This is a genomic window from Sinorhizobium sp. 22678 (assembly GCF_052044265.1).
In the GTDB taxonomy this organism is placed as follows: Bacteria; Pseudomonadota; Alphaproteobacteria; order Rhizobiales; family Rhizobiaceae; genus Sinorhizobium; species Sinorhizobium meliloti_A.
This window is the reverse complement of record NZ_JBQEMS010000009.1, coordinates 82727-95819: the sequence shown is the minus strand read 5'-3', so window position 1 is coordinate 95819 and position 13093 is coordinate 82727. Positions and strand designations below refer to the sequence as shown.

Sequence of the window (13093 nt, the reverse complement as noted above, 5' to 3'; positions counted from 1 at the left end):
GCCGAGGCCCCCGTTGATGCCAATGGGAGGTTGGCCGTAACCACCTGCAGCATTTTGCTGCAGCACCCAATTTTGTGCTGCCTTACAGAATCTCGTCGAGTGCCGCGACCAGCTTGGCGCATTCCGCGTCGGTGCCGATGGTGATGCGCAGGAAATCCGCAATTCGGGGCTTGGCGAAATGGCGGACGATCACAGCCCTTTCGCGCAGTTTCGCCGCCAGCGTCTGGCCCGCATGTCGGGGGTGGCGGGCGAAGACGAAGTTTGCCTGCGACGGCAGGACCTCGAAGCCGCGCTTTTCGAGTTGGCTCGTCAGCTTCGCCCGCGAGGCGATGATCTTGCCGCGGGTAGTCTCGAACCATGCCTCGTCCTTCATCGCGGCCGTTGCACCCGCCTGGGCGGTGCGTCCGAGCGGATAGGAGTTGAAGCTGTCCTTGACGCGCTCCAGCGCCTCGACCAGCGGGCGCTGGCCGATCGCGAAGCCGACGCGCAGGCCGGCCAGGGCGCGTGACTTGGAGAAGGTCTGAACCACGAGCAGATTGTCGTATTTCGGAACGAGGGCGATTGCGGATGCGCCGCCGAAATCGATATAGGCCTCGTCGATCACCACCGGCTGATCGGGATGCTCGGCCACCAGCCTTTCGATATCGGCAAGCGGCAGGCCGATGCCGGTGGGGGCGTTCGGGTTCGGCAGGATGACCGCGCCCGAGGGAAGGCGATAATCGGCGATGTCGATGCGGAATGCGGCGTCGAGCGGCACCTCCACCGCCTCGATGCCGAAAAGGCCCGCATAGGTCGTGTAGAAGCTGTAGGAGATGTCCGGAAAAAGCAGCGGCCTGTCGTGCTTCAGCAGCGCGGCGAAAGCGTGTGCCAAGACCTCGTCGGAACCGTTGCCGACGAAGACCTCCCCCACCGATACCTTGTGGCGCGCGGCGATCGTCTCCCGCAGCCCGAGAGCGACGGGATCCGGATAGAGGCGGAGATCCGTGTCCGCCGCCGCCCGGATCGCCTCCAGCGCCTTTTCCGAGGGCCCATAGGGGCTCTCATTGGTGTTGAGCTTGACGAGATCGGCCATGCGCGGCTGTTCACCGGGAACGTAGGGTTTCAGCGCGGCCACGATCGGCGACCAGAATTTGCTCATGAGCTCAGTTCCTGCGATTGGCGATGAAGCGGGCGGTTTCGGCAAGGATCGCCGAGCTTGACCCGTAGGGTTTGAGCAGGCCTTCCGCCTCGGCCACCAGGTTTTCGAGCCGGCGCTCGGCCCAAGGCTGGCCGTGCAGGGAGACAAGCGTACCCTTCCCCCGTGCCGCATCCTTGCCGGTCGCCTTGCCGACGATTGCTGCATCGGCGGTGAGGTCGAGAAGGTCGTCGGCGAGCTGAAAGGCGAGGCCGATCTTCTCTCCGAAGGCGCGCAGGCGTCGGCGGTCCTCTGCCGGCGCATCGGCGATGATTGCGCCCGCCTCGCAGGCGAAGCGGATGAGGGCCCCTGTCTTCATCGACTGCAAGAGGACGATGCCGGCTTCGTCGGGAGCACTCTTTTCGGCGGCAAGGTCGAGCGCCTGACCGCCGGCCATGCCGCCATGCCCGGCCGCGCGCGCGAGCGCCAGAACGAGCGTCGTCTTCTGGCGGTCGGAAAGCGCCGTTTCCGGCGCCGCGATGATGTCGAAGGCGAAGGTCAGCAGGCTGTCGCCCGCGAGGATCGCCGTCGCCTCGTCGAAGGCGACGTGCACCGTCGGCTTTCCGCGGCGCATGTCGTCGTCGTCCATGGCCGGAAGGTCGTCATGGACGAGTGAGTAGCAGTGGATGCATTCGAGCGCGGCGCCTGTTCTGAGCGCCGCTTCCGCATCGCCGCCGAGGAGGGCCGCGCTTTCGGCGACGAGAAAAGGCCTCAGCCGCTTGCCGCCGTTGAGCACGCCATGGCGCATGGCGCCGAGCAGGTTTTCCGGGCGGGCGATTTCGCCCGCGCCCGGGGCCGGGCCGAGCAACGTCTCGAGCAGCGCTTCGACTGCGGCCGCGTTGGTCCTGAGGCGCGCCGGAAAGGATGATCTTTCGTCTGTCATAGAGGCTCTTTGACATGCGGCGGAGCGGCTTTCAACGGGGTTTTGCGTCGCGCGCACAGGGCCGGTCCGGGGACGACGGCGCTGCAGAGCCTTGCCTTTTGCGAGAAAGGCCGTTCAACTTTCGCTCGCCATCGCATATGAGAGGGTGAATGGGACAAGAGGCGGGCGGAAAAGAGGTGGACGGACGGGGCGTGGAGATCGTTTCGGAAGAACGCGAGGAGGCGGAGTTGTCCGCCGGTCGCCGGACAGCCACGCGCAGGACGTGGCGCTCGCGGTGGCGTCGGCTCGTTCTCGTCGTCCTCTCCGTTCTCATCCTGCCTTATGCCTTGATCGTCCTCTATCTCCTGGAGATCATTCACCCGGTCTCGACACTGATGCTGCGCGACCTCGTGCTGCTGCGGGGCTACGACCGGCAGTGGGTGGAATTCGACGATATCGCGCCGGTGCTCGTCCAGTCGGTGATGATGTCGGAGGACGGGCAGTTCTGCGCTCATGCCGGCATCGATTGGGCGCAGATGCGTGGCGTCGTCGAGGACGCGCTCGACGGCGAACAGACGCGTGGCGCTAGCACGATCCCGATGCAGACGGTCAAGAACCTGTTCCTCTGGAACGGCCGCTCCTTCGTGCGCAAGGCGATGGAACTGCCGCTGGCGATCGCAGCCGATTTCGCCTGGAGCAAGCGGCGCCTGATGGAGATTTACCTGAACGTCGCCGAATGGGGCGAGGGCATCTACGGGATCGAGGCCGCCGCCCGTCATCATTTCGGCGTTTCGGCGGCGAAGCTTTCGCGCCGGCAGGCCGCTCTCCTCGCCGTTTCGCTGCCCAACCCGATCGACCGCAATGCGGGAAAGCCGGGGCGCGGTCTCAGGCGCCTCGCCGGCGTGATCGAGCGCCGTGCCAGCCGCTCCGGCGGTTACATCACCTGCCTTTATGATTAAGATGAAACCAATTCATTGGTTTGTCCGGTGCCGATGTGGCAAGTCTGCCCTCGGTTTCAGCGGAGACAGATCATGACCAAGCTCGTCCTCTATGTCGGCAACAAGAACTATTCGTCCTGGTCGATGCGCCCCTGGCTCGCGCTCACGGCTTGCGGCATTCCGTTCGAGGATGTCGTTATTCCTTTCGATTTCGCGGCCGGCAATCCGCGGTTCCGCGAAATCTCGCCGACAGGGCGCGTTCCGGTGCTCCACCATGGCGAAAACCGCGTTTGGGAGTCGCTCGCGATCATCGAATACGCGGCGGAGCTTTTCCCGGATGCGGGTCTCTGGCCGGAGGAGCGCGCGGATCGTGCCCGTGCGCGCAGCTACTCGATGGAGATGCTCTCCGGCTTCCGGGCGCTGCGCGGCGCCTGCCCGATGAATATCCGCCGGCCGAGAAAGTCGATCGCTCTGCCGGATGGCGTCAGCGAGGATGTGGCGCGGATCGAGACGATCTGGCGGGAGTCGGTCGAGCGATCAGGGGGGCCGTTCCTTTTCGGCCGGTTCACCGCGGCCGACGCGATGTTCGCTCCGGTCGTCAACCGTTTCGAGACCTATGAGCTTGTGACGGACCCGGCGACGCTCGCCTATATGGATGCCGTCAAGGCGCATCCGGCCTTCCGCAGGTGGGAGGAGGCCGCAAGAGCCGAACCCTGGATCGTGCCGGAGGACGAGGCCTGAAGCGGATCGAGGCTTCCCGAGGGGAGTCGAAAATTTGCGCGCGGGGACTGGTCAAAGTGCGGTTCGACATGTATAAGCGCGCGAAATTCCGAGATCGACATCTGTTTGACCCGGCCATTTTCGGCTGCTGAACAGTGTTTTGCCCGATAAGTGGAGAATGAAATGGCTGTACCGAAAAGAAAAACGAGCCCGTCCAAGCGTGGCATGCGCCGTTCCGCTGACGCCCTCAAGGCTCCGACCTACATCGAAGACAAGAACTCCGGCGAACTGCGCCGCCCGCATCATATCGACCTGAAGACCGGCATGTATCGCGGCCGCCAGGTTCTGACGCCGAAGGAAAACGCATAAGCGTTTCCGCCTGCGGATGAAGTTCGAAGGGTCGGCATTGCCGGCCCTTTTTCTTGTGGTGCGAATGTCTGATGGCTTGGACGAGCGCGCCTCTCATCCGGCCTGCCGCCCACCTTCTCCCTGCAAGCGGGGCGAGGGGCTGGAGCCCCTGCCATCACGGAGAAGCATCGCGGAAGTTCAGCCCAGATTGTCCAGTTTCGTCTGAAGGGCGCGAAGCTGTTCCTTCAGTTCGTCGATGTCCTTCGCCTCGGCCTTCCTGGTTTCCTTGGCCGGCGGGGCGGCCATGAAGGGCGAAAACATCTGCATGGCCTGATGGAACATTTCGGTGTTGCGCCGGACCTGTTCCTCGACGAGCTGCAGCGGCACCTTCAGGTTCTTGCCGATCGGCGTGTCGCCGAAGGCCTTGGTGATCTGCTCGCGCATCTGCGCCTGCTGTTCGGTGAAGGCCTGCATCGAGTGCTCGAGATAGCTCGGTACGACCATCTGCATCTGGTCGCCATAAAAGGAGATCAACTGGCGGAGAAAGGAAATCGGCAGAAGCGTGTTGCCGGTCTTCGACTCCTGCTCGAAGATGATCTGCGTCAGCACGGAATGGGTTATGTCTTCGCCGGACTTGGCATCCTGCACGATGAAGTCCTCGCCCCTCTTCACCATGACAGCCAGGTCGTCGAGGGTCACGTAAGTGCTCGTACCGGTATTGTAGAGGCGCCGGTTCGCATATTTCTTGATGACGATCTGGCCTTCGTTTTTCCCCATCAGGGTCTCCTCTTACCCATGGTCCCGTCTTTATTGTATTTTTCAGAGTATCCGCAAAAGAGCGCCACTGACAATCTCTTTGTGCAATGCGGCGACGCAGCTGCGAACAGGCGCCGACAAGTCACCGTGAAGCTTTTGCGGCAGTGCAACTAGCCGTTTGACTCGCGCTCCTCCCTTTGCCAGTCTGCCTCCATCAGGCAAAGCAAATATGAGGAACGTCCCATGAGCAATCCCTCGATCGTCATCGCCAGCGCGGCCCGCACGGCCGTCGGCTCCTTCAATGGCGCCTTCGGCAACACTCCCGCGCACGAACTGGGCGCGGCCGCCATCAAGGCGGTGCTCGAGCGGGCGGGCGTCGAAGCGGGCGAGGTGGACGAGGTGATCCTCGGCCAGGTGCTGCCGGCGGGCGAGGGGCAGAATCCTGCACGGCAAGCGGCGATGAAGGCCGGCCTCCCGCAGGAAAAGACCGCCTGGGGCATGAACCAGCTTTGCGGCTCGGGCCTGCGCGCCGTGGCGCTCGGCATGCAGCAGATCGCAACCGGCGATGCGAAGGTCATCGTTGCCGGCGGCATGGAGTCGATGTCCATGGCGCCGCATTGCGCGCACCTGCGCGGCGGCGTGAAGATGGGCGACTACAAGATGATCGACACGATGATCAAGGACGGCCTGACGGATGCCTTCTACGGCTACCACATGGGCATCACCGCCGAGAACGTTGCGCGGAAATGGCAGCTGACGCGCGAGGAACAGGACGAATTCGCGCTTGCCTCCCAGAACAAGGCGGAAGCGGCTCAGAAGGCCGGGCGTTTTGCCGACGAGATCGTGCCTTTCGTCGTGAAGACGCGCAAGGGCGACGTAACCGTGGATCAGGACGAGTACATCCGCCACGGTGCCACGCTCGATTCGATCGCAAAGCTCCGCCCGGCCTTCGACAAGGAAGGTACCGTGACCGCGGGCAATGCTTCGGGTCTCAACGACGGAGCCGCCGCGGCGCTCTTGATGACCGAGGCCGAGGCGACCCGGCGCGGCATCCAGCCGCTTGCCCGCATCGTCTCCTGGGCGACGGCAGGCGTCGACCCGCAGATCATGGGCACCGGCCCCATCCCCGCATCGCGCAAGGCCCTCGAAAAAGCCGGCTGGTCGGTCGCCGACATCGAGCTCGTGGAAGCGAACGAGGCTTTCGCGGCTCAGGCCTGCGCCGTCAACAAGGACCTCGGCTGGGATCCTTCGATCGTCAACGTCAATGGCGGAGCGATCGCCATCGGCCATCCGATCGGTGCATCCGGTGCCCGCGTGCTGAACACGCTTCTTTTCGAAATGAAGCGGCGCGGCGTCTCCAAGGGGCTTGCCACCCTGTGCATCGGCGGCGGCATGGGCGTCGCCATGTGCGTGGAACGCCTGTAACCGGCCGCCTGCAATGCGGGCAAGTTTCGGATCAGACGATGGAGATCAGCGGCCCGGGCTCGCCGGGCTGCAGGGGTGTGCTTTTGCGAATTTGAATCAACCGAGCGGGAGGCGAGTATGAGCAGGGTAGCACTGGTAACGGGCGGATCCCGCGGCATTGGCGCCGCAATTTGCGTGGCGTTGAAGGCTGCGGGCTACAAGGTGGCCGCAAACTATGCCGGAAATGACGAGAGGGCCAAAGCCTTCGAGCAGGAAAGCGGCATTCCCGTCTACAAATGGGACGTATCGAGTTATCAGGCCTGCGTCGATGGCATCGCCAGGGTCGAGGCGGACCTCGGACCGGTCGACATCCTCGTCAACAATGCCGGCATCACCCGTGACGCCATGTTCCACAAGATGACGCCGGAACAGTGGGGCGAAGTGATCGGCACAAATCTCACCGGCGTGTTCAACATGACGCATCCGGTCTGGTCGGGCATGCGCGACCGCGGTTTCGGGCGCATCGTCAACATCTCGTCGATCAACGGCCAGAAGGGGCAGATGGGCCAGGTGAACTATTCCGCCGCCAAGGCCGGCGATCTCGGCCTGACCAAGGCGCTGGCCCAGGAAGGGGCGGCGAAGGGGATCACCGTCAACGCGATTTGCCCCGGCTATATCGGCACCGAGATGGTGCGCGCCGTTCCGGAAAAGGTGCTCAACGAGCGGATCATTCCGCAGATACCGGTGGGACGCCTGGGCGAGCCGGAGGAAGTGGCACGCTGCGTCGTATTTCTCGCTTCCGACGACGCGGGCTTCATCACCGGCTCGACGATTTCGGCCAATGGGGGCCAGTACTTCGCCTGAGGCGTGGTGCCTGCGGCTTTTTTCGGCGCCCTTCGGGGCGCCGGATTCGTTTTGGCCTTCGATCTCGCATCCGTGTCCATCCTGAAGCCGCCCCCCGATCTCTACAGGTGTCACTAGATGTTGTGGCGAACGAAAGGGGAAAACGTTCCTCCGGGCGAGTCGGCGTCGCTCTTCCCAGGCAGGAGCGGGTGCCTGTGAAGCGATTCCTATTCCCGGACTCGGCCGATCGGCGGCGAATCCCGTTAAAATTTTTCAATCTTTCCAGACTCTTGGATTCGGAATCCTTTGCGTGGTCAAAGGCTGCAGTGACGACAGCCGAAGCCGATCGGCAGCTTCTGAGGGGTGATCCTCCCTTGGATTCAGCATCTGGTGCGTAACTAGATGTTGATATCTATATATAGCCGTGAACATAAAGTGAATCAGCGGGAGTCAGCGATTCGTCTCTGATTCGTTCCGTCGCTGTTCCAGAGTCCTGAACTGCAGTTGAAAGGGGAGCCGCAAGATATGGTTGGCCGCTTGGCGCATTTATTCCCCGTGAACCCTTGCGTTTGGCACGTCGCATAGGCATCTGTTTCCCGCCGGAGCGTGAACGCGCGCCGGCTCACCATACGTGTTCCTTAAATCGGAGCCGTTTTAAGGATAATACATACGCCAAATCAGCACTGCAGCGAGCTTTGCGCGACCAAGGAAGCGCGGTGCTGTAGAGACTGTCCGGGATCGAGACCTTGTCTTTTCAATCCATGATCCTGAGCGGCCGCGGCGTGACCGCGGTGCTCGGACCCACCAATACCGGCAAGACCCATTATGCGATCGAGCGCATGATCGCGCATGACAGCGGCGTCATAGGGCTGCCGCTGAGATTGCTCGCACGCGAGGTCTATACGCGTCTCGTGGAGAAGGTCGGCCACCACAATGTCGCGCTGATCACGGGCGAGGAAAAGATCGCCCCGCATCGCGCCCGCTTTTCGGTCTGCACGGTGGAAGCGATGCCGCGCGAGACCACGGCCTCCTTCGTGGCGATCGACGAGGTTCAGCTGGCGGGCGATCTCGAACGCGGCCATATCTTCACGGACCGGATACTGCACCTGCGCGGCCGCGGCGAGACGCTGCTGCTCGGCGCCGCGACGATGCGGCCGATCCTCGAATATCTGCTGCCCGGCATCACCATCGTCGAGCGGCCGCGCATGTCGCAGCTTCTCTATGCCGGCTCCAAGAAAATCACCCGCCTGCCGAACCGCTCGGCAATCGTCGCCTTTTCGGCCGACGAGGTCTATGCGATCGCGGAGCTCATCCGGCGCCAGCGCGGCGGCGCGGCCGTCGTACTGGGCGCGCTTTCGCCGCGAACCCGCAATGCCCAGGTGGCGCTCTATCAGGAGGGGGACGTCGACTACCTCGTGGCGACCGACGCCATCGGCATGGGGCTGAACCTCGACGTCGATCATGTCGCCTTCGCTCAGGACAGGAAGTTCGACGGCTACCAGTACCGTAACCTCAATCCGGCGGAGCTCGCCCAGGTCGCGGGGCGCGCGGGCAGGCACGTCCGGGACGGGACCTTCGGCGTGACCGGACGCGTCGATCCGTTCGACGAGGAGCTGGTGCACCGCATCGAATCGCATGAGTTCGACCCGGTCCGCGTGCTGCAATGGCGCTCCAAGGCGCTCGACTTTTCTTCGCTGAAGGCACTGAAAAAGAGCCTCGAGGCCGCACCGGCGGTATCCGGCCTAGCGCGGGCGCTCCCGGCCATCGATCAGCAGGCTCTCGAGCATCTGACCCGCTACCCGGAGATCGTCGACGTCGCCACGGCGTCCGAGCGCGTCGAGAAGCTCTGGGAAGCCTGCGCGCTCCCGGATTATCGCCGCATCACGCCGGCTCAGCATGCGGACCTGATCTCGACCATCTATGCGGACCTCGTTCGCCATGGCACGGTCAACGAAGATTTCATGGCCGAACAGGTCCGGCGCGCCGATCATACGGACGGCGAAATCGACACACTTTCGGCGCGAATTGCGCAGATCAGGACCTGGACCTATGTATCCAACCGGCCCGGGTGGCTTGCCGATCCGACACACTGGCAAGAAAAGACGCGGGAAATCGAAGATCGATTGTCCGACGCGCTACATGAAAGGTTGACGAAACGCTTTGTTGATCGCAGGACATCTGTGCTCATGAAGCGCCTGAGAGAGAATGCGATGCTGGAAGCAGAAATCAGTGTGAATGGTGATGTCTTCGTCGAGGGACACCATGTGGGTCAGCTAGCCGGTTTCCGGTTCACGCTCGCCGCGGGCAGCGAGGGAACGGACGCGAAGGCCGTTCAGGGTGCCGCCCATAAGGCGCTCGCGCTGGAATTCGAAGCGCGCGCCGCTCGTCTCCATGCGGCCGGCAATGGCGACCTTGCTCTGTCGTCGGACGGTCTTGTCCGTTGGCTCGGCGATCCGGTCGCGCGGCTCACGGCGAGCGACCACGTCATGCGTCCCCGCGTCATCCTGCTTGCCGACGACCAGCTTCAGGCTAATGCCCGCGAACATGTCCTGGCGCGGATCGAGCGTTTCGTGAACCATCACATCAGCACGGTGCTGAAGCCTCTGGACGACATTTCGCGCGCCGAGGATCTGGAGGGTCTCGCCAAGGGTCTCGCCTTCCAGATCGTCGAGAATCTCGGCGTGCTCTTCCGTCGCGACGTCGCCGAAGACGTAAAGTCGCTCGATCAGGAGAGCCGCGCATCGATTCGCAGATACGGTGTACGCTTCGGCGCCTATCACATCTTCCTCCCCGCGCTTCTGAAGCCGGCTCCGGCGGAGCTGATCACGCTTCTCTGGGCACTGAAGAACGACGGGCTGGACAAGCCCGGTTACGGCGAGCTCATCCCGATGCTTGCCGCCGGCCGTACCTCGGTCGTCACCGATCCGTCTTTCGAGCGGACCTTCTACAAGCTCGCGGGCTTCCGGTTCCTCGGCAAGCGCGCGGTGCGGATCGATATCCTCGAGCGGCTTGCCGATCTCATCCGTCCGCTCCTGCAGTGGAAGCCGGGGACGTCGCCGCGTCCGGAAGGCGCCTATGACGGCCGCCGTTTCGTCGCGACGACGTCGATGTTGTCCATTCTCGGGGCGACGCCGGATGACATGGAGGAAATCCTCAAGGGTCTCGGCTATCGCGCCGACGCCGTGCCGGCCGAAGAGGCGGCAGCTTTCCTGGCAAGCCAGAATGGGGACACGGCGCCTGCCGAAGAGGCCGGTGCGAGCGTAGCGGATGCGGGCGTCGAGGCGGAGGCCGCGGATGCGCCTGCCGCAGAGACGGAAACCGCCGGAACCGCGGCTGCCGAGACGCCTGCCGCAGAGACGGAAGCCGCCGCCGATACCGCAGCTGCAACGACGCCGGCGGCGCCGGCAAGCGACGATGCAGCGGCACCGGCTGAGCCGGAGGCCCCGGTTGAAGCCAAGCCGGTGCTCCTGTGGCGTCCGGGCACCCGTCAGGACAATCAGCGACAGGGCGGTCGCCAGGGCGAACAGCGCCGAGGGGGCCAGCGCCATGGCCAGACCGAAGGCCGCGAGGGCGGCCGCAGGCAGGCTCCTCATGGCAAGTCGCAGGGCAAGCCCTGGGAAGGCAAGCCGCAGGAAGGCAAGGGGTCCGAAGGAAGGCCGGGCGGTCAGCGAAAGGACCGCGGCGACCGGCACGATCGAAACAAGTCGTCTCCCTCCAAGTTCGAAGGGCGCCCGCCCCGCAAGGAAAAGCCGATCGATCCGGATTCGCCTTTCGCCAAACTCGCTGCTCTGAAGGAGCAGATGAAGAAGTAGGTCAAGCTCATGGAAAAACAGCCGCCGTCCGCCCCTGCAATGCGCCAGCGGCTCGACAAGTGGCTGTTCTTCGCCCGGCTGATCAAATCGCGTTCGCTCGCCCAGAAGGCGATCGAGGCGGGCCATGTGGCCGTCAACGGCAAGCGTGAGACGCAATCGTCCGCCCAGATCAGGGCCGGCGACATGCTCGAGGTGTCGCTGGAGCGGCGCGATCTCGTCGTGCGCGTGCTGCTGCCCGGGTCCCGCCGCGGTCCCTATGAGGAAGCGCGCCTCCTCTACGAGGATCTGACCCCCGCCGTACCCGCCGTCAGACCCACGCTTTTCGAGCAGGCGACGCGCGACCGCGGCGCGGGGCGGCCGACAAAGCGGGAGCGCCGCGAGACGGACCGCTTGCGGCCGGGGCCGGACCCCGAAGACGACTGATTTTCAGACTTTGAACCCGGGCGCCGTACACTGTCGCAGGCGGCCTGCAACCGATTTCGGCACGCCCGTCCCGAGGCTGGAAAACTGTGCCCCCACAGGGGCAAATCGCGCATGGATAATTCTTGCAAAGGCCAGTCAAAGCCTTTACGTGACAAGCAACGCTACAGTGCCGAACGTCCAGTTCGAGGGGCGAAGGTTGGTGTAGCAGCTTGAACCGATGTGTGGTTTCACCGGATCGATTCCGATTCACGAAGCCATGCTGAGGATGGCATTCGGGTCTGCATCGGCAGCTATGCGTGCCGGACATGCCTAGCATGCGCGGGCGATCGAGTATCACCGTTGATTGCCGTCTGCCATCAAATGTGAGCATTGGCTGGAGTACCTCATGACGTATGTCGTGACCGATAACTGCATTCGCTGCAAGTACACGGACTGCGTTGAAGTCTGCCCGGTGGATTGTTTCTATGAGGGGGAGAACTTCCTCGTCATCCATCCGGATGAATGCATCGACTGCGGCGTATGCGAGCCGGAATGTCCCGCGGGTGCAATCAAGCCGGATACCGAGCCGGGTCTCGATATGTGGTTGAAACTGAACGCGGAATTTTCCACGCAGTGGCCGAACATCACCGTTAAGCGCGACCCGCTGCCGGAGGCCAAGGAGATGGATGGCGTAGAAGAAAAATACGAGAAGTATTTTTCTTCCGAACCGGGACAGGGCGACTGAGACGGGTTTCGGTCGCTGGGTTCGTCGCTGCTGACGGACGACAAATGGCGAGGCCGGAAAGCTGGGGAAATCCTGCCGGCACTTCGCGCTTGCGAGCGCGGCGACTTGATCGTTGCCGTGCAGCAAATTATTGATTTCCGCTCTTTTTTGTGATAGTTTTCACGCACTGATCCACAGAGGGTGCTTTTGCGCGCCCGAAAACCAGCACGAAAGCAAACGATCTCCACCGCGCGGCACTTTTGAGATATGCAACGGCCCGTTGCTTGTGACTGCGCCCTAAGAGCTTGTTTGCGTTTCGTTGGAGGACCAGGTGGACCCACCCGGCGGTACCCCCGTCTATCCCGGGCCTGACTGACCCGGCCCCGGCCCCTGTGAAGGCCGGGTGCGCACTAGGGAGTGTTTGAAACGAATGACCACCCAGCAGAAGAAATCTTCAACGCGCCAAGGCTTCAAGACCGGTGAATCGATCGTTTACCCGGCCCATGGCGTTGGCCAGATCGTCGCGATTGAGGAGCAGGAAGTCGCGGGCATGAAGCTCGAACTCTTTGTCATCGACTTCGAGAAGGACAAGATGCGTCTCAAGGTGCCGGTGGCGAAGGCCGTGGGCATCGGCATGCGCAAGCTGTCCGAAACCGATTTCGTCGACCGCGCGTTGAAGGTCGTGCAGGGCAAGGCGCGCGTGAAGCGGACCATGTGGTCGCGCCGCGCTCAGGAATACGATGCCAAGATCAATTCCGGCGATCTTATTTCCATCGCGGAAGTCGTACGCGACCTCTATCGCGCCGAGAACCAGCCGGAACAGTCCTATTCCGAGCGCCAGCTCTATGAAGCCGCGCTTGACCGGATGGCGCGCGAAATCGCTGCCGTGAACAGGATGTCGGAAACGGAGGCCGTTCGGCTCGTCGAGGCCAATCTCAACAAGGGCCCGAAGCGCGGCAAGGCTATCGAAGAAGACGACGCACAGGACGAAGCCGCTTAAGCGCTCCTTGCGTCAATCAACCAGACAGGCCCGGCCTTCACAAAGGCCGGGCTTTTTTGTTGCCGTATATTCCCTGATGCTGAGCGCTGGATTGCGCAAGAAGGCGGGAG

General features: G+C 63.2%; 12 protein-coding genes. 9 read left to right on the top strand and 3 right to left on the bottom strand.

Going from position 1 to position 13093, the window contains the following annotated elements; translation table 11 throughout:
- Nucleotides 1-82: 82 nt before the first annotated feature.
- Complete coding sequence (gene hisC, locus ACTJKL_RS15460) at nucleotides 83-1138, bottom strand: histidinol-phosphate transaminase (RefSeq protein WP_440853227.1); 1056 nt, start codon at nucleotides 1136-1138, stop codon at nucleotides 83-85.
- Nucleotides 1139-1142: 4 nt separating this feature from the next.
- Nucleotides 1143-2057: a polyprenyl synthetase family protein gene (locus ACTJKL_RS15455; protein ID WP_440853226.1), complete on the bottom strand. Its 915-nt coding sequence runs from the start codon at nucleotides 2055-2057 to the stop codon at nucleotides 1143-1145.
- Between the two features lie 149 nt (nucleotides 2058-2206).
- On the opposite strand from ACTJKL_RS15455, the gene mtgA reads away from it, so the two are divergent.
- From mtgA to rpmF, 3 genes are all read left to right on the top strand, one after another.
- Complete coding sequence (mtgA, locus tag ACTJKL_RS15450) at nucleotides 2207-2995, top strand: monofunctional biosynthetic peptidoglycan transglycosylase (RefSeq protein ID WP_411922119.1); 789 nt, start codon at nucleotides 2207-2209, stop codon at nucleotides 2993-2995.
- A gap of 72 nt (nucleotides 2996-3067) precedes the next feature.
- Nucleotides 3068-3715, top strand: coding sequence for a glutathione S-transferase family protein (locus ACTJKL_RS15445; RefSeq protein ID WP_127711437.1), 648 nt, complete (start codon nucleotides 3068-3070; stop codon nucleotides 3713-3715).
- A gap of 162 nt (nucleotides 3716-3877) precedes the next feature.
- Nucleotides 3878-4063, top strand: coding sequence for a 50S ribosomal protein L32 (gene rpmF, locus ACTJKL_RS15440; RefSeq protein ID WP_003535764.1), 186 nt, complete (start codon nucleotides 3878-3880; stop codon nucleotides 4061-4063).
- Between the two features lie 177 nt (nucleotides 4064-4240).
- Here rpmF and phaR read toward each other — a convergent pair whose 3' ends face one another.
- Nucleotides 4241-4819: a polyhydroxyalkanoate synthesis repressor PhaR gene (gene phaR, locus ACTJKL_RS15435; RefSeq protein ID WP_003535770.1), complete on the bottom strand. Its 579-nt coding sequence runs from the start codon at nucleotides 4817-4819 to the stop codon at nucleotides 4241-4243.
- Between the two features lie 222 nt (nucleotides 4820-5041).
- Here phaR and ACTJKL_RS15430 point away from each other — a divergent pair, with 222 nt between their 5' ends.
- The 6 genes from ACTJKL_RS15430 to ACTJKL_RS15405 all read left to right on the top strand — a co-directional run bounded on the left by ACTJKL_RS15430 (nucleotide 5042) and on the right by ACTJKL_RS15405 (nucleotide 12983).
- Complete coding sequence (locus ACTJKL_RS15430; RefSeq protein WP_100672683.1) at nucleotides 5042-6223, top strand: acetyl-CoA C-acetyltransferase; 1182 nt, start codon at nucleotides 5042-5044, stop codon at nucleotides 6221-6223.
- Between the two features lie 117 nt (nucleotides 6224-6340).
- Complete coding sequence (locus ACTJKL_RS15425; RefSeq protein WP_018097420.1) at nucleotides 6341-7066, top strand: beta-ketoacyl-ACP reductase; 726 nt, start codon at nucleotides 6341-6343, stop codon at nucleotides 7064-7066.
- Between the two features lie 740 nt (nucleotides 7067-7806).
- On the top strand, nucleotides 7807-10857 hold the full coding sequence (locus ACTJKL_RS15420) for a helicase-related protein (protein WP_440853295.1): 3051 nt from the start codon (nucleotides 7807-7809) through the stop codon (nucleotides 10855-10857).
- Between the two features lie 9 nt (nucleotides 10858-10866).
- Nucleotides 10867-11280 (top strand): Hsp15 family ribosome-associated heat shock protein, encoded by a 414-nt coding sequence (gene hslR, locus ACTJKL_RS15415; protein WP_411932404.1) that lies wholly within the window; start codon nucleotides 10867-10869, stop codon nucleotides 11278-11280.
- Between the two features lie 385 nt (nucleotides 11281-11665).
- Nucleotides 11666-12004, top strand: coding sequence for a ferredoxin FdxA (fdxA, locus tag ACTJKL_RS15410; RefSeq protein WP_003535779.1), 339 nt, complete (start codon nucleotides 11666-11668; stop codon nucleotides 12002-12004).
- A 409-nt stretch (nucleotides 12005-12413) separates the two neighbouring features.
- Nucleotides 12414-12983: a CarD family transcriptional regulator gene (locus ACTJKL_RS15405; RefSeq protein WP_003535785.1), complete on the top strand. Its 570-nt coding sequence runs from the start codon at nucleotides 12414-12416 to the stop codon at nucleotides 12981-12983.
- Nucleotides 12984-13093: the final 110 nt, after the last annotated feature.